Source organism: Methylobacterium litchii, assembly GCF_038442315.1.
Taxonomy (GTDB): Bacteria; Pseudomonadota; Alphaproteobacteria; order Rhizobiales; family Beijerinckiaceae; genus Methylobacterium; species Methylobacterium litchii.
On the sequence record NZ_JBBXMY010000003.1, the window covers coordinates 47,082 to 64,053 of the forward strand.

The window sequence follows — 16,972 nt, forward strand, 5'->3', positions numbered from 1 at the left end:
CCCGTGGTACGGAGGCGGATGCGTCGATGGCGGGCAAGGAAACCTTCACGCGGGAGCGGGTGCGGCTGACGTAGGCGCACGTCAAGCAGGCCCAGGGCCTGATCGCCCGAGACGCCCTCGACGGCACCGGCGTCGAGTACGCAGACACCGTCTGCCAGGGCCTCATCCTCCGCGTCCGGAGGCGCAGCGGCAAGTTCATCCTAAAATCTAGAGGCTGTTACGGACTGCAGCGAAGTCGGCGGCTCTGCGAAGGAGGAGGACGCTGAAGGCGACGAGGTGCAATCCGGCCAAAGTGGCTGGCAGGCGCTCGTAGTCGCGAGCCAATCGGCGGAAGCGGGCCATCCAAGCGAAGGCACGCTCAACGACCCATCTGCGCGGCAGCAGCACGAAACCGCGCTTGGCCTCGGGTAGCTTTACGACCTCCAGAGCGATGCCGTGATCGGCCGCTGCCTTCGCCGCACGCTCGCCCGTGTAGCCCTAATCGACATAGGCGAGGTTCACGCTGTCGCCGGTCGCCTTCTGCACGGCATCCGCCAACGTCGCCACGGCGGCGCGGTCGTCGGCATCGGCGGGTGTGACGTGCATGGCCAGGACCTGACCGAGCGTATCGACGGCCGCGTGCAGTTTCGAACCCCGGGTGCGCTTATGTCCGTCCCACGCGGCGCGGGCCCCACTCTCGGGCGTCGAGCGCAGCGTCCGGCTGTCGAGCACCACGGCCGAAGGTTCCTCGGTCCGGCCCGACGCCAAGCGCAGCACGGCGCGCAGGTCGTGGACCAAGGTCTCGAAGCAACCCGCCCTCAGCCAACGTTGGGCTTGATCGTACACGGCGTACCAGGGCGGCAGATCGTGGGGCATCGCACGCCAAGCCACGCCGTAACGCACCACGTAGCGCAGCCCGTTGAACACCTCCCGCAGGCTATGCTCGCGCTGGGAGGCCGTCTCGGGCAGCATGGTCAGGTAAGGGGCGACCAAAAGCCCATTCTTCATCGCTGACACCGGACGGATAGGCACGGCGGGACTGCATCCCACCAAAACTGGCGCAGCCGCAGGTCCGTAACAGCCTCTATGTCGACAGAAGGTTGTCTGCTTTTTAAGCCCCCTCACTCGAAAGCAGCCATTCCGCTTTCGGCCAAGAGCGGCCGGCTGCTTCGCGCCATGAGCGGAAATCTGAATCCCGCTTAGAAGCGGTCATTTCAGCTCAGCTGAAATAAGGGCTGTTAGGACTTTGGTCGAGGGCCAATTTCGGGCACGCTGCAAACCGCCTTCGCCAATACTATCAGACGATCCGCGGATGCCCGGCATTCAGCAACTGGCGGCGCCGCCGCTTTGCGATACCGTCGTGGGCGAACGATACTGAAGGCAGCGCCATGAAGGTAAGACGGCTTACGATTTCCAACTTCCGAGGTGTTGCCTTTGGGGTAGTCGCCTTCAATGGGCATACCCTGTTAGTCGGCGGCAACAACGTCGGTAAATCGACCGTCTGCGAGGCTCTTGACTTAGTCCTGGGCCCGGAGCGCTTATATCGTCGTCCTGTGGTCGATGAACACGACTTCCATTGTGGGCACTACACAACCAACGACGGCGAACTGGTCGAGATCAAAATCGAAGCCGTTCTCACCGATCTGTCCCATGAGGCAGAACTTAAATTCCACCGGCATCTGCGGCGCTGGGATATGGCGAAGAACGACTTCGCCGACCAAGCCGACGAAGGCCCGGCCGTCGGCGACGCTCCCGAGACGACCTGGGGGCTCCCTCTCGTGTTCCTCGGCCGCTACGACAGGGGTGAAGACGACTTTATTGGAAACACCTTCTTCGATCACCCGATCGAGCCGCTCGACGACGACGAGACGCTGGAGCTGGCCCTCGGGGCGGGCCGACGTTTGTTCGGCCGCGACCAAAAGCGCCTCTGCGGCTTCGTCTTCCTGCGCACCCTTCGAACGGGATCACGCGCCCTTAGCCTTCAGCGCGGATCGCTGCTCGATACCGTCCTTCGCCTGGGAGGCACAGGCCTCGCCGACATGTGGCAGGACACCCTCGACCGTCTCCAGGGGCTTAAGCCGTCGATCGGCGAGGTGGCCCAGCTGAAGCAGATCAGGGCTGAGATCCAAAAGCGGATGGCCCGCTTTGTGAATTTGACGCCCGGCGATGACGCGACTAGCTTTTTCGCCTCTGAGTTGACCCGCGAGAACCTCCGGGAAGTCGTGAAGCTGTTCATCGCGGCTGAGCCAATCGGCTACTCGGTACCGTTCGGGCGTCTCGGCACCGGTTCGATCAACCTGCTGGTCTTCGCGCTCCTTACGGTGATCGCCGACCTGAAGGAGAAGGGTTCGGTGATCTTCGCGATGGAGGAGCCGGAAATCGCCTTGCCCCCTCATACGCAGCGGCGTGTCAGCCGTTTCGTTTTAGCAGAAATGGGCCAGGCAATCATGACCTCGCACTCGCCCTATGTGATCGAGCAGTTCGAGCCCAAGGACATTGTCATCCTGGACCGCCAAGCGGACGGTGCGCTGAAAGGCACCCCGATCGACCTTGGTGCTTTCAAGCCGAAGGCCTTTAAGACGGAGCGGCGCCAGTTCGCCGAGGCTATACTCAGCCGGGCAGTGCTGGTGGTAGAGGGGTCAACTGAAGCGGCACTGCTTCCGGAAGCTTCCACCATCATGGAAGCGTCACTTGGACCTGAGGCCTACACTCACTTCGATTTGGCCGGCGTGAGTGTATTCAACGCCGGCAGCGATTCGGCGGTGCCGAAGTACGGCCCCGTATTCAAGGCGATGGGCAAGGCGGTGTTCGGATTCTGTGACAAGCCAAACGCCGTCCCGATTGTCGAAGCCGCGGCACTCCTGGCAAAGTACACCCAGCATTGGTTTTCGCCTCACAAGGGCGTGGAGGCGCTGCTGGTAGAGGAGACATCGAGCGACGTGCACATCCGCTTTCTGGTCGCCGTCCAGGACCGTGACGACTATCCTGATTCGCTTGGAAAATTCGACGTGTTGTTCGGCGATGCGGGTAAGGCCAAGGCGTTGGCGCTGAACGTGCTGAAGGCTCGAAAAGGCGAAGCGCACGGCTACGCAGCGATGTTCATCCGCGAATGCGAAACGGCCGACCAGCTACCCAAGACGATCCGGGAAATATTAGAGTCGATCAACGCCGCTCTGGCGCCGCCAAGTGATGACAAGGGCTATAGTGGAGGTGGAGACTGCGGGGGGACAGCATCTGAACATTGACCTAGACGCGAAGCGAAAGGCAATCTTGGTAGCTGGTGGCCATCTGCTTGTTACCGGCGGACCGGGCGCTGGCAAGACGACGATCGCGCTCCTGAAAGCGCAGGCTATCCTAGGGCAGCTGACGGCCGGCCAGCAGGTGCTGTTCCTGAGCTTCTCGCGGGCCGCTGTCCGGGCGGTGGCGACACGATGCAAGTCTCTTCTGTCCACGACCGAGCGAAGCCAAATCGAAGTCCAGACCTATCACTCGTTCTGCCTGGAGCTGATTAAGGCTCACGGTCGGCTTCTCACGGGGCGTCCGCCTTCGATCCGCTACCCCGACGAGGATCGGCTGCAGAAGTCCGCTTTCGCTGGGAATTGGCACGAGGAGGCAGCCCGCCTTGCGCGTGATGCCTCCGTATATGGTTTTGACCAGTTCGCAAGCGCGGCGGCCACGCTGGTCAACGGCTGCGCGGCGGTCCGCGACCTCCTCGGCCGCAAATATCCGATGATCATCGTCGACGAATTTCAGGACACAGACGACGACCAGTGGCGACTGGTGGCGGTGCTGTCTCAGGTGGCGACAATCTTTAGCCTCGCCGACCCCGATCAAAGCATCTTTCAATATGACGCAAAGGTGGACCCGAAGCGTATCGAGAAGGCGGTGGCGTTCTTGAAGCCGACGGTGGTGGACCTCGCTGGCGACAATCACCGTAGTCCAAACAGCGGGATCCTGAAATTCGCCGACGCCGTCCTCACCAACACCGCGCTGCCAAGGCCCTGTCCGGAGGTCACTCAGCATGCCTATCCGCCAAAAATGTTTCAGGGCACAACCCATGCTGGTGTGGTTTGGATGTTTAGCCATCTTGCCAGCAAGGGCATCGTGAACCCTAGCGTCGCCGTCCTGTGCCGGAGTAACGCCCTCGTTTCCGACATTTCGGCCGCTCTCAGCCAGGAGAACGTCTACAACGGGCGGACCTACAAGCCGGTTGAACATCAGGTGATTTGGGACGCTGAGCTCTCCGCTGCATCGGCGGTAGTTCTGGCCTCGATCCTCGAATGGGCAACCCTGCCACCAGCCGAGGCTGGCGCCATCACCATGCGGGCCGCGGCCGCTTACTGCCGACTGAAAGACGCCATTAAGACCTCACAGTCCGCTCGAGCGGCCGCAGCGGGATTTGCGGGTGCCGCGCAGGCCGCTTCAGCTGGTAAGGCGCTACGCAACAAATATGGCAAGGAGATCGCAGAGGCCGCTTTGATCGGCGTGGAGCTACGTGGCGACCCAGTGGCCGACTGGCGGGCCGCTCGGGCGGTGCTAGCTGGCATTCCCGTCCTGGCCGACGTCCTGAAACAGGTTCGACTCGTCCGTCTGTTTCGAGCCACCGACGCCCTAGGCCAAGGCTTGGCCGACATGTGGGTCGGGACCGGCAGCTATAAGGGCGCTGCCGCCTTCGTGAAGAAGACGTTAGATCAGGAGCGCCTAATCTCGGCTGAGCTTGAGCCGCAGGGCTGTCTGGTGATGAACATCCACAAGTCTAAAGGCAAGGAGTTCGACGGCGTGGTGCTTATCGAGGGCCAGTTCAAGTCTCATTTCTTCGACGAGAAAGGAGACCCGCCCCCATCGCTACACGCTCGGCGCCTGCTGCGGGTCGCTATCACCCGAGCACGGACCCGCGTGGCTATCATCCGATCGCAAGGCGCCGTGCCGCCATTGATTACCGTTTAGGGCTCCGTCGAACTACCTCAAAGCGGACCCTCCGAAGGTCCGCAACGGGTCATAAGTTGACCCTGTCAAAGCCATCCATCGTGGGTTCTTATATCTTATATCTCAATCCTGGGCAGTCGAGCGATTGCATTTGCTCGCGCCCTCAGTGATACGCTGCCGTAGCGTTCGCCTACACTCTTGGAGGACCAGCCACAGATCGCATCGATGACGTTGCCCGAGACGCCTGCTTCGGTGGCCACGGTACGAAAACGGTGGCGCCAGCTATGGTTTGGGCTCACTCCCGGATCATCAACAAGTTCGCGCGCCGCCTCGCCAAGACGGTTCTTCAGCCCTCGTAGAGGCCCGGCGATGCCGCCTTTTGCATCGGGGACGAGAAACAGCCGTTCCCCGGTTGCTCCGGCCACGAAATTGGGAAAGCCCATCTCGATCAGTTGGGGGTGCAGTGGCACCTCGCGCGCCTGCTTCGTCTTCACCCGCCCTGCTTCGGGGGTAATGCGCAACACCCATACCCCCTCAGAATACCCCTCAACCTCGACCCACCGAAGGTCCTGACGGCGCAACTGAGCGATCTCTCCTACCCGCGCCCCTGTGAACGCCAGCACCCATGGAATCCAGCGTTTGGCGGCATGGGTCTGCGGCAGCTCCTTGCCCCGCTCCAAGCCTGAGGCAGCCTTAAGTAGCCGCCGCGCTTCCTCGGCGGTGAACTCGCGCTCGCGCAGCCGGACCTTCGAGACCCGTGCCACGGTCACGTCGATGGCTGGGTTGTCAATAAGGCGCCCGTTTGCGACGCCCCAGCCAAACACCGACTTCAGTGCGGCCAGGTCGCTATTCTTGACCGTCGTGGGCGAGAGCAGCTGCCCGTTGGGCTTGCGGGTCGCCAGCCGGTAATCCTTGAAACGCCGGACATCGTCTACCGTGACGCGGTGCGCTTCGTCGTGTTTGAGGAAGGCGACAAGCTGCTTGACGGTGTTGGTGTAGGACTCGCGAGTCGACTCGGACTTACCGGTGCGCTCAGCCTCCCGCCACCACGCCTCGACCAATTCAATTAGCCCAATGGCCTTGGCCGGTTTGACCGACGGCGTGGGAGTGCGGGCGGTCGCAGGAGCGGCGTCGGGCTCGCCGTGTGCGAGAGCAGCCAGCGAGAGGCTGGCACGCTGCACTTGGGCCGCGATGGCTTTGGCCACACGCACGGCGCTTGTCTCGTCCGCTTCCACATCGTGCAGGGAAAGCACCGTCTCGGCCTGATCCCGACACCACGCTTCCAGCTCAGCGACCTTCTCGGCCTCTGCGAAGCCGAGGGCAGCGCGCACGGAGGCGCGCCCGTCCTCGTGGTGCTCGATACGGCCCCCCGGCGAACGCCAGAGATGGCGGTAGAGGTCGGTCGGCCAGAAGCGTTGTTGGCTTGGATTCTCCCGGTGCAGCCTGAGCCAGTGCGCGTACATCCACCCTGCACGCTCGCCTGCCTCGCGCTCGCTCAGGCTACGGGGAGATGGGGAGGCGTCGGTGGTCGCGCCCGGTCCCGCGGCCGGCTCGCCGCGCCGGAGCTCCGCCCAGCGCGCTTCGAGGCGGGCGAGCGCCTCGGCATGACGTTTCTTAGCCTCCCCGGGATCGCGGGTCTGCAGGCTAAAGTACTCTATGGCACGGCCAACGCGGGCGACGACGTCGCTCGGCACGCGCTTTCGGAGCCAGAAAATACCGGTCTTCGGATGGCGGGATGGGCGAGACATCGCGAGGACCATGTGCATCACCCGTGTGCATCACTCGGGCGAACCTAACCACATGATTTGACTGAGCTTACTGCCGCATCAACTGCTTAGAGAATTGATGGTGCCCAGGGGCGGAATCGAACCACCGACACTGCGATTTTCAGTCGCATGCTCTACCAACTGAGCTACCTGGGCGTCGACGCGGGCCGTTTCGGCTGCGGACGGCGGGGGTATAGAGGCGGTCGAGGCTCCTGTCCAGCCTTGCTTCGCGCTTCTTGGCGCCGGCAACGATTCTCTCCCGGGGCGGGCGGCGCGCCCTCCCCTTTCACGGGCGTCGCACTACCTTCGCCGCCCCAGTGCCGAACAGGCGAGAGCGTCACCGCATGGATCTTTCCACCCAAGCTGCCGCCGAGCGGCCCGGCCTCGACCGGAAGTCCGTCGGCGCGGTCGTCCTCGGCAATGCGCTCGAATTCTACGATTTCACCGTCTACGCCTTCTTCGCGAAGCCCATCGGCGAAGCGTTCTTCCCCGCCGCCGATGCCAGCCACAGCTTGCTCGCGTCCCTCGCCCTGTTCGGCGTCGGCTACGTCATGCGGCCGATCGGCGGCGTGGTGATCGGGGCGCTGGCCGACCGGGCCGGGCGCAAACCCGCCATGCTCGTCACCATCGCCCTCATGGCGGTCGGCATGCTCATCCTCGCCGCCTGCCCGAGCTACGCGCAGATCGGGGGCTGGGCTCAAGCCATCGTCATCGCCGGGCGGCTCATCCAGGGGCTGGCGCTGGGCGGCGAGGTCGGGCCCTCCACCGCCTATCTCCTCGAAGCCGCGCCCCCCGGCCATCGGGGCTTCGTGACCAGCTGGCAGATCGCCAGCCAGGGCTGCGCCGCGCTGCTCGCGGGCCTCGTCTCCACCCTGCTGGCACTCACCATCGGCGATGCCGCCATGAACCAATGGGGCTGGCGGGTGATGTTCCTGCTCGGCCTCACCGTGGTGCCGGTCGGCCTCATCATCCGCAGCCACCTGCCCGAGACGGCTGGCGAGGGCGAGGATCCGCAGGCGGCGGGCTCCGCGCGGGAGGTGGTCGGGCGGCTCCTGCGCGACCATTGGCGGCTGCTCGGTCTGACCTTCCTCGTGATCGCGGCCTCCACGGTGTCGAACGCGGTCGGCACCAACATGCCCGTCTATGCCGGGGCGACCCTCGGCCTCAGCGAGACCGCCGCCACGGCGGTGCCCATCGCGCTGGGCCTCGCCTCGGTGGGCTTCCCCCTCCTCGGCGGCTGGCTCGCGGACCGGTTCGGGCGTCGGCCGGTGATGATCTGGCCCCGCGCGGCGATCCTCGTCCTGGCGGTGCCGGCCTTCCTCTGGCTGCTGCGGACGCCCGGCCCGGCCGCCGTCTACGCCGTGACCTTCCTGCTCTCGGCCCTGTCCTCCATCAACGCCGCCGCGATCATCGTCGCCATCCCCGAGGCCCTGCCCCGCTCGGTGCGCAGCACCGGGCTCGCCCTCGTCTACGCCCTGTCGGTCTCGCTCTTCGGCGGCAGCACGAACTTCATCATCAACTGGCTCGTGACGACCACGGGCGACCGTCTCGCGCCGGCCTATTATCTCGCGGCGTTCAGCCTCGTCGGCACCATCGCCGCGCTGCTGCTGCCGGAGACGAAGGACCGCAGCCTCGATGACGAGACCGACCCGGCCGTCGCCCCCGCCCGTGCCGCCGCCGAGTGAGAGCGCGGCCCCCGGCCCCGTGGAGGCCCTTCTGCGCAGGGCGCTGGTGGAGACCGAGACCGGCTGGAGCCTCGGCAGTTTCGGCGCCCTCGCCGCGTTCCGGCGGGATGCGGACGAGGCCGCCCTCCCCCTGGCGGACGGGCGTCTCGGGCTCGCCACGGCGCGGGGCGCCCTCGCCCTGGCGCCGCCGGCCACCCTGCGGCCGCTCGCCTACGAGACCGCCTTCGCCACCGGCTGGAGTCACGCCGTCGCCCTGTGCCTGCCGGAGGAGGCCTGTGCCATGGCCCGGCGAGGCGCCCTCACCGAACTCGGGCCGGATGAGGCGGCGGCGCGGGACGAGGATCGCGGGGCGATCCTGTTCGATCTCGGCCTCTCCCTGCGCGCGGTCGATGCCTGCCTCCGCACGGCGGACCCCGCCCTCATCGCCCGCTTGCGGGCCGGGGGCGACCACGTCTCGCTCGATCCCGGCGGCTGGCTCGCCGAGGCGAACCCCCACCGGGTGTTCCTGACGCGGATCGGCCGGATCGAGGTGTTCACCCCGTGGCAGGCGGGGCCGGAGGGGCCGCATGCGCGCCTCGTGCCGGAGATCCTGCGCGCCGGACGCAGCCATGCTGCCACGGCGCCGATCCCGCCTGGCCTCGTGCCCTGCGGCGCCCTGCACCCGCCGCACCCAGCGAAGGATGCCGCGGGCCGGGCGATCCCCTTCGTCCGGGCCCGGCACGAGGCCTTCCAGGCAATGCTCGATGCCTGGGGTGACGCCGCCCTCGTGGCCGCCAAGCGCGCGGCCGAGGCGGGGCGCGCGCCGCCTTCGGACCTGACGCCCCCTGGACCCACGGGCCGGAGCCGCTACCTTCGGGCGGCGCTGCGGGCCGCCGAGGTCCAGGCGCCCTACCTGCGCGGCGACGCGCCGTCCCTCCGGCCCCACGGGTGACAGTGGATTCCTCTCCTCCCGAGACATCACGCCTCAGACGGCGGCTCGGTCTCCTCGCGGCCCTGTTGGTCGTCGGCAATGTCGGGGCGTGGCTCTGGGCCTGGGGCGCCTTCGCGCACAGCCCCACCCTGCTCTCGACTGCCCTGCTCGCCTACGTGTTCGGCCTGCGCCACGCCGTGGACCCGGACCACATCGCCGCCATCGACAACGTGACGCGCAAGCTGCTGCAGGCGGGTCAGCGTCCGGTCTCGGTGGGGCTGTGGTTCGCGCTCGGCCATTCCACGATCGTGGTGGCCGCCGCCGCCGCCGTTGCGCTGGCGACGACGAGCCTCCTCACCGCATCGGACGAGTTCCGGCAGCTCGGCAACCTGATCGGCACCGGCGTGTCCGCCGGCTTCCTGATCCTGATCGGCCTCGTGAACCTCGTGATCCTGGTGGGCGTCTGGCGCAGCTTCCGGCAGGTGCGCCGCACCGGGCGCTACGAGGAAGCCGACCTCGATGGGCTCCTCGCTGGCCAGGGAATCCTCGCCCGGCTGCTGCGTCCGCTCTTCCGCCTCGTGACGCGCCCCTGGCACATGTACCCGCTGGGCTTCCTCTTCGCCCTGGGCTTCGACACCGCGACGGAGGTGAGCCTGTTCGGGCTCTCGGCGGCCGAGGCGAGCCGGGGGGCCGACCCCTGGGCGATCCTCGTCTTCCCCGCCCTGTTCACCGCCGGCATGGCCCTGGTGGATACCGCCGACGGGGTGCTAATGCTCGGCGCCTATCGCTGGGCCACCGTCCAGCCGATGCGGCGGCTGTTCTACAACCTCACCATCACGGCGATCTCGGTCGTCGTCGCCCTGGTGGTCGGTACGCTGGAGGCCCTCAACCTCGTTGCCGACAAGCTCGGCCTGGAGGGCCGGTTCTGGGGCTGGGTCGGCGCCGTGAACGAGCATTTCGGGGTGCTCGGGTTCGGCATCGTCGGTCTGTTCGCGGCCGCGTGGCTCCTGTCCTACCTCGTCTACCGTCTCGGCGGGTTCGACCGCGTCGCCATCGCCCCCGCCGAGCCGCGCTGACGCTCAGGCCGAGCCGACCTCGTCGTCGGCGGCGGAGGCCTTGGCGCCCCGTCCGGGCCGGCGACGCTTGGCGGCTTCCGCCGGCTCCGGCTTCGAAGGAGCCTCGGGGATAATGATCGGCTCCGAAGCGGGCGTGGGTTTGGGCGCGGGCGCGGGAGCGGGGGCCGCCGCCGGCTCGGGCACGACGATCGGCTGGACCGGCGCGCTGCCCGACAACAGGGCCGGCAATTCGCCCCGGAAGTAGAACGGGCCGACATGGGTCGTGCGCACCCACGGCGCCGCGTAGATCTTGCCCCCGATCTCCCGCCAGCGCTTGCAGAAGGTCAGATCCTCCGAGAGCAGCCGCCCGTCGGGCTCGCGGTCGAAGGCGAAATACTCGACCAGGGTGTCGATGTTCGGCACGAGGTGGCGGTAGGCGTCGGGGAAGCGGCTCCGGGCGCCGGGATAGGCCCGGTCGATCCGGGCGAGGGCCGAGCGCGCGATCATCATGAGCCCCGCGCCGCCGGCATGGATCTCGTTGAGCCCGTTGGCCGTCAGGGTAGACCGGTCGTCCAGGCCGTAGAAGTTCGTGCTGTAATCGGCCATCCGCAGGGCGATCTCGTGGGCCGGAAGGTCCGGGTTCTGCCGGGCCGTCTCCACGACGCCGTGCCAGTTGATGTGCTTGGCCGGATAAGGCCCCAGCACGACCTCCCGCTGCTCCACGAACATGCGCAGGATGTCCGCCCCGTCGAAGCCGATATCGGCATCGACGTAAAGCAGGTGCGACAGGTCGCTGTGGTGCATGAAGGCGGCGGCCGCGACGTTGCGGTGCTCATGCAGCAGGGCGGTGCCGCTCACATAGAAATAGTCGAACCCGATCCCCGCCTCGGCGCAGATCTTCTGCAGGGACAGCAGCCCCGTGACGTAGGGCATGTAGCAGGCGGCGCCGTAGACCGGTGTGGCGACGAAGATGCCCGGACGGGCGGGGGCCGGTTCGACCATCGCTGCGAATGCTCCATGAGTGCGACGGCTCCGCAGGGAGCCGAATGCGCTCTAGCGCAAGGTTTCACCTGCGCCAAGACGGTTTTCGCGCGATGCTTGACGGTTCGTGGCTGTATTTCGATTGTATATCTATCGAGATGTAGACTGGGAGTTGCAATCATTGGGTGCGAAGACCGTGGTCCCGGATCGGGCCACGGTCCCGCGACGCCTTAGTGATGGTGTCCCTTGCCGTGGTCCATCTCGCCGCCGGCGGCGCCCGGCGCCTTGGCGGCCAGGGCCTCGACGCTGAACGTCACCGGCACGGAGCCGGCCTTGGCGAAGGTCAGGGTGCCCTTCACGGTCTCGCCCTTCTTCAGCGGATCCTTCAGGCCGAGGAACATCAGGTGGTAGCCGCCGGGCTTGAGCGTCACCGTCTCGCCCGGCTTCACGACGAGGCCGCTCTCCACCGGGGCCATCTTCATCACGCCGCCCTCCATGGACATGGAGTGGATCTCGACGCTGCCGGCCTCATCGAAGGTGCCGCCGGTCAGGGTGTCGGGCTCGGACCCGGTGTTGGTGACGGTCAGGTAGCCGCCCGCGACCTTGGCGCCATTCGGCGTCGCCCGCGACCAGGGCTGGCCGATCTTGAGGGAGCCGGCGGTGAAATCCTCGGCGGCGGCCGCGCCTGCCAGGAGCGGCGAAAGGCACAGCAGCACAACTCGGGCGGTGGCACGCATGGATGATCTCTCCGTAAGGGGCAGCCGGGGGGAGGCGTACAGGCCGGCTCGCGGACGGGTCAACGCGCGTCAGGGTTGCGGGCTGCCCGGTGCGGGGGCATCCCGCTGGCCGAGGGCCGCCTTGGTGTCGCGATAGCGCTCGATCCCCCGCGCCGCGTAGGCCCCGTCGCTCGGCACCACGACGTCCGAGCCGAGGAGGTCGGCGGGGTCGTTGACCATCGCCGCGAGGTTGCGGCGGGTGGAGCAGCCGAGGGTCGGCTCGAAATCGTTGTCGTTGACCGAGGGCTCGACGATGGCCAGCGACGGGCAGACCGGCGCCAGCGCGGCGAACCGTGCGGCGATCACCTCCACCGAACCGGGTGGGCCCGATCCCGGCACGACGTGGATCTTCAACGGATCGACGCCCGCCCGGCGGGCGACCGCGATCACCGCCCGCAGGCTCCCCCGGTCCCGGCCGTAGAGTGTGAGATGCAGGGCGTCGAACCGCCCACGCGCGGCCGCGCCGAGGGCGCCCGCGAGTCGCCCGAGGGGGATGCCGCCGCGCCCGACGAGGATGCGGGTCGGCACCGCCTCGACGCGGACCTCCTGCCCGTCGCCGCCCGTCACCGGCGGCGGCAGGGTGACGGGCTTGCAGGCCGCGAGGCCGGACAAGGCAGCGAGGGCCGCGAGGGCGGTTCTCACGGAGGCGCCGCTCATGGCACGCCGAGCCCCGCATCGCCCGTAAGCCCCACCGACCCCTTGCGCGGCGCCCGGCGGTTCGCGGGCGCCTTCGACTGGGTGTTGAGCAGGACGCGGCCCGCATCGGTCGGCGGCGCGACCCGGTCCGTGGGGGCTTCGAGGGCCTGCGGCCCATAGGCCGCCCGCACGATGGTGGGGGTGACGATGATCACCAGCTCGGTCTCCTCCTTCTGGAAGGCGCTGGAGCGGAACAGGGCGCCGAGGATCGGGATGTCCCCGATGCCCGGCATGGTGCCGATGTTGGTGCTGAAGGTCTTGCGGATGAGGCCGCCGATGGCGAAGCTCTGGCCGCTCGCCAGTTCCACCACCGTGTCCGCCGAGCGCGTGGTGAGGCCGGGAATGTTCACCCCGTTCATGTCGATGCCGTTGGCCGGGGTGATCTCGCTCACCTCCGGCCGGACATGGATGTTGATGAGGTTGTTCGACAGCACGGTCGGCTGGAATTCGAGGCTCGCGCCGAAGCGGCGGAACTGCACGGAGGTCTGGCCCAAGCCCTGCGCCACGGGGATCGGGATTTCGCCGCCCGCGAGGAAGCTCGCCTTCTCGCCGGAGATGGCGGTGAGGTTCGGCTCGGCGAGGATCGTCACGAGCCCCGCTTCGGCCAGGGCGTCGAGGGTCGCCGACACGCTGTTGATGCCGTCGGAATAGCTGATGCCCAGGGAGTTGGTGCGCCCGGAGCTTCGCGTCTCGGACGCGGCGCCGCGCCCGCCCGAGACCACCGTGAAGCCGACCGCGCCCGCACGGGTGCGCGCGCTGATGTGGATGCCGAATTCCTTGAGCACGCTGCGGCGGACCTCCGCGACGCGCACCTGCAGGTTCACCTGCAGAGCCCCCAACACGCGCAGGCGGTTCGTGACGGTCGCACCCGCGCCAAGGAACTGGGTGGTGATCGCCCTCGCGCTCTCCACCAAAGCGGCATTGGGCAGGCTGCCGCTGAGCACCGCGCCGTTCGGCGTGTAGGCGACGTTGATCCGCTCGTCGCCGATCTCGGTGCGCAGGAGGCCGCGTAGATCCTCGATGGGCGGCGTCACCGCCACGCCATACTCGGCGATGGGCTCGCCCAGGGCGTCGAGGGCGAACAGGCTGGTGCGACCCGCCTTCTTGCCGAACACGAAGACGACCTGGTTCGACGGCGTCTGGATGTCGGCGATGGCCGGATCCGCGACGAAGATCGAGCTGGCCGGGCGCCCCAGCCGCAGGGTCTGGCCCCGCGAGATGTTCAGGGCGATGTCCCCCCGCGCCGGCACCGCCGGCCCCGCCGCCGGCGTCGCCATCGGCCGCTCCGGCGCTGGAGCGCCGCCCCCCGAGGGCTGCTCGGGCTTCTCGACCTTCGGATGCACCTTGATCGCGATGGCCACGCTCTCCCCGCCCGGCGCGGAGGCGGTGGGGACGGGATCGGCGGCGGCGCCCGTCAGGAGGGCGAGGGTGAGGGCCGCGCATCCCAGGACGAAGGCAGCCCCCCGCCCCCCGCCTGTTCCCACCATCCACATCGCCGACTGGGCCACTCCGATGCCTCGCATCCTTCACGGATCTTAAACGATTGCCGACGGGCATGTGTGACGTATCTGGCACGATCCGCGCGGTATTCGCGGTAGTAAACCGTCTTTATCGGCTCTTCGCAAAGCATAGGCGCAGCTGCTGGGCGAATTGTGCAAACATTCAATTCGAGATAGCCGACGGGCGGCGAGGTATTACGCGACCGCCGGCATCGCGACGAGCCTCGGCCAGAAGACCCAATCCACGAGCGGGCATGCAGGCGGACGCTCCGTCTGGAAGGGGGCGAGGCGGATCCGGTCGGCATCCGGATAGTCGAGGACGAGGTGGTTCGCGCCGAGGCGCCGCGCGAAAGCGGCCGACCCGTTCTCCACGGCGACCGTCAGACGGATGCCGCCCGCGGCGTGCAGCTCACAGCGCATCGGCCGCCGTCGTGCACGGGCCGGCGGCATGTCGGCCAGGGAGACGATCAGTGTGTGGGGGGTGCTGGTGGTCGCCAGATCGCGAAACCACGGCCCACGGAGGGGCTGCCGCACCAAGGCGATCCCGAGGAGGTGCGCCATGAGGGCGGACACGATCTCGAAACGCGGATCGGGCTGTGAGTCGTCGTGCAGGAGCACGACACGGTCGCAGGGCCGCACTTGGCGGAGATTCGCTGCGAACTGGAACAGGGCCGAGACCAGGACGGTGTGGTGGACCGTATCGAGCCAGATCGGGCCGGGCCGGTCGAGGCCGCTGGCCTCGCTCATCCGCACGGTCTTCTCCAGGGCGGCGCAATAGCCCTGCGCTTGTTCGAGCGACAGGTTCGGCAAGACCAGACGCTCGAAGGCGTAGTCGATCGTGGTGATCGCCGCGCGCCGTTCCTCGGCCTTCGGCAGGCCGCCCAAGCCCGCCGCCGCCCGCAGAAGCAGCCCATCGTGTCGCCCGGCATCGACCTCGGCGATGAGCCGGTCGCGGGTGTAGCGATGCGGGTCTTCCGCGAGGGCGCGTGTGACGAGGGTGTCGAACCGCGCGGCCGGTGGGACAGCCTCCGGAGCGGGCGCGGCGTTCACGGCGCGCTCCCCTCGAGAACGGCCTCTCCCGCCAGCATCATCGCCCGGTCGAACGTGCGTCCATGCAGGCGGCTCACCTTGTCCAGCACGATGGCCTGCGAGGATCGCAGGGAGTCCGGCGACTGGCGCTCGCCGGATTGCATGGCGTCCACCGTGCTTTCCTCCGGCAGCCACTGCTCCTGTGTGACGACACCGAGATCCTTGGCGCGGCTGAACAGGTAATCGGCCGTGTTCCACTTCCAGCTTGGACAGGGCAGCGCCGTGTTGTCCGAAATGTTGTAGATGAAGCGGTGCCCACACATGCCGCCGCACATCGGCAGGATCTTGCACGCACTGCAGATAGCGTTGTCGAAGGGCGTCCATTGCTCCCACAGGGTGGCATTGACGCTCTGGTGCAGGGTTTCGGGTGCGAAGATGCTGCCCGTGCGCTTCGAGGGATCGTGGGCGGTCTCCCAGCATTTGTGCACGTCGCCGTCGCCCGCGATAACGTAGCCGCCCTTCGCGGCGGCGACGCACAGGCCCATGAAGCCGCCGGGCGGCGTCTGTGGGCCGGCGAGGCCGAGGTCGCGCGCCCGCTGTTCCAGGGCCAGGACGGCGCGGTTGAACTCGGCCCGGGCGAGCCTTTCCTCGAAGGCGCTGCCGCTTTCCGGCGTCGAGGCCTCGATCGGAGAGAAGTAGACGCCGAATGACCCGCGCTGCGCCAGTTTCCGGCTGGCGAACTCGTCCAGCATGGCGGCGGCCCGGTCGACATTGCGCTGGCCCACGTTCACCCGGGTCTGGATCGCCAGCGCGGTCGCGTCGAGGGTCTGCTCGATGTTGTCGAGGATCCGGTCGAAGGTGCGCCCGCCCGAGGTCAGGGGGCGCATCGCGTCGTGGGTTTCCCGGTCGCCGTCGAGGGTGATCTGCACCTGGCTGACCCGGCGGGCATAGAGCTGCGCGGCGACGTCGGCAGTGAGGAACCACGCGTTGGAGACGATGCTGGCGCCGTAGGCGATGCCGTGCTTGTCGCAATAGGCGATCAGCAGATCGGACAGGCGGAAGATCGCCTCGCGGCCCATCAGCGGCTCGCCGCCGTACCAGACGATGTTGAGCGACCGCAGGCCGCGATGTGCCTTCACGAACGTGATGATCGCGTCCTGCACCTCCGGCGTCATGGGCTTCGACGGCTTGTGCTGGCCCTGGAAGCAGTATCCGCACGCGAAGTTGCAGGCCATGGTCGGGGCGATCGTCAGGGAGAGAGTGTCGGTGCCGCCCCGCGCCGCCTCGTAATCCGCCCGCACGGCGGCCAGCTCATCGATGGTCTCGCCCACCACGTGGCCGCCGCCGATCAGCGATTGCAGGAGCAGCGTGTCGGTCACCGCGCCCCCGCCGAACGGGCCGCCCGCCGCGAGCCCGGCATAGGTCGCGGTCTCCTCGGCGGAGAGGAGGACCAGCGACCGGGTGCGGGAATTGAACAGCAGGCTCGCGCCGTCGGCGAGCCGGACCGGGATGTCGTAGCGCGAGATCCGGTAGCGGCCGGCGGCGGCGTTGGCGCTATGGAGGGGCAAGCGCGCGAGAGTGCGCCGCGCGGCGGCGATATGGGGGTCGGCTGCGTCCGAGGGAAGGAAATCCCGCATGGCGGGCACGGTGGGCTCTGCGGTATCGAGCAT

12 protein-coding genes, 1 tRNA gene and 1 pseudogene are annotated in these 16,972 nt (G+C 67.7%); 5 read left to right on the forward strand and 9 right to left on the reverse strand.

Annotated features, from left to right (window positions below):
• Positions 1 to 207: 207 nt before the first annotated feature.
• Positions 208 to 1,024, reverse strand: a pseudogene (locus AAHF99_RS07610) (IS5 family transposase).
• A gap of 343 nt (positions 1,025 to 1,367) precedes the next feature.
• Between AAHF99_RS07610 and AAHF99_RS07615 the strand changes: the two are divergent.
• Together AAHF99_RS07615 and AAHF99_RS07620 are read left to right on the forward strand one after the other, a co-directional pair.
• Positions 1,368 to 3,224 carry an ATP-dependent nuclease gene (locus AAHF99_RS07615; protein WP_342163530.1) on the forward strand — a complete coding sequence of 619 codons (1,857 nt, stop codon included), beginning with the start codon at positions 1,368 to 1,370 and terminating at the stop codon, positions 3,222 to 3,224.
• On the forward strand, positions 3,169 to 4,926 hold the full coding sequence (locus AAHF99_RS07620) for an ATP-dependent helicase (RefSeq protein WP_342163910.1): 1,758 nt from the start codon (positions 3,169 to 3,171) through the stop codon (positions 4,924 to 4,926). Before AAHF99_RS07615 ends, AAHF99_RS07620 begins: the two co-directional genes overlap by 56 nt.
• Before the next feature lie 95 nt (positions 4,927 to 5,021).
• Here AAHF99_RS07620 and AAHF99_RS07625 read toward each other — a convergent pair whose 3' ends face one another.
• Positions 5,022 to 6,665, reverse strand: a complete 1,644-nt coding sequence (locus tag AAHF99_RS07625) for a DUF6538 domain-containing protein (RefSeq protein ID WP_342163531.1) — start codon at positions 6,663 to 6,665, stop codon at positions 5,022 to 5,024.
• An 86-nt stretch (positions 6,666 to 6,751) separates the two neighbouring features.
• Positions 6,752 to 6,827 (reverse strand) — tRNA-Phe (locus AAHF99_RS07630).
• Positions 6,828 to 7,015: 188 nt separating this feature from the next.
• Here AAHF99_RS07630 and AAHF99_RS07635 point away from each other — a divergent pair.
• The 3 genes from AAHF99_RS07635 to AAHF99_RS07645 are packed head-to-tail and all read left to right on the forward strand — an operon-like array spanning position 7,016 to position 10,342.
• Positions 7,016 to 8,356, forward strand: coding sequence for an MFS transporter (locus tag AAHF99_RS07635; protein ID WP_342163532.1), 1,341 nt, complete (start codon positions 7,016 to 7,018; stop codon positions 8,354 to 8,356).
• The gene (locus AAHF99_RS07640; protein ID WP_342163534.1) at positions 8,307 to 9,287 is read left to right on the forward strand and encodes a DUF6925 family protein; all 981 of its coding nucleotides are present in this window, start codon (positions 8,307 to 8,309) and stop codon (positions 9,285 to 9,287) included. Before AAHF99_RS07635 ends, AAHF99_RS07640 begins: the two co-directional genes overlap by 50 nt.
• 2 nt (positions 9,288 to 9,289) lie before the next feature.
• Positions 9,290 to 10,342 carry a HoxN/HupN/NixA family nickel/cobalt transporter gene (locus tag AAHF99_RS07645; RefSeq protein ID WP_342163536.1) on the forward strand — a complete coding sequence of 351 codons (1,053 nt, stop codon included), beginning with the start codon at positions 9,290 to 9,292 and terminating at the stop codon, positions 10,340 to 10,342.
• A gap of 3 nt (positions 10,343 to 10,345) precedes the next feature.
• Here the strand turns inward: AAHF99_RS07645 and AAHF99_RS07650 are convergent, their stop codons facing one another.
• From AAHF99_RS07650 to AAHF99_RS07675, 6 genes are all read right to left on the reverse strand, one after another.
• Positions 10,346 to 11,323, reverse strand: a complete 978-nt coding sequence (locus AAHF99_RS07650) for a hypothetical protein (protein WP_342163537.1) — start codon at positions 11,321 to 11,323, stop codon at positions 10,346 to 10,348.
• Between the two features lie 209 nt (positions 11,324 to 11,532).
• Positions 11,533 to 12,039 (reverse strand): copper chaperone PCu(A)C, encoded by a 507-nt coding sequence (locus tag AAHF99_RS07655; protein ID WP_342163539.1) that lies wholly within the window; start codon positions 12,037 to 12,039, stop codon positions 11,533 to 11,535.
• 69 nt (positions 12,040 to 12,108) lie between these two features.
• Positions 12,109 to 12,720, reverse strand: coding sequence for a CpaD family pilus assembly lipoprotein (locus AAHF99_RS07660; protein ID WP_342163540.1), 612 nt, complete (start codon positions 12,718 to 12,720; stop codon positions 12,109 to 12,111).
• 11 nt (positions 12,721 to 12,731) lie between these two features.
• A complete protein-coding gene (locus tag AAHF99_RS07665; RefSeq protein ID WP_342163541.1) occupies positions 12,732 to 14,297 on the reverse strand; it encodes a type II and III secretion system protein family protein in 1,566 nt (521 codons plus the stop codon).
• A 171-nt stretch (positions 14,298 to 14,468) separates the two neighbouring features.
• Positions 14,469 to 15,323, reverse strand: a complete 855-nt coding sequence (locus tag AAHF99_RS07670; protein WP_342163542.1) for a hypothetical protein — start codon at positions 15,321 to 15,323, stop codon at positions 14,469 to 14,471.
• On the reverse strand, positions 15,320 to 16,972 hold the full coding sequence (locus AAHF99_RS07675; RefSeq protein WP_342163543.1) for a radical SAM/SPASM domain-containing protein: 1,653 nt from the start codon (positions 16,970 to 16,972) through the stop codon (positions 15,320 to 15,322). Before AAHF99_RS07675 ends, AAHF99_RS07670 begins: the two co-directional genes overlap by 4 nt.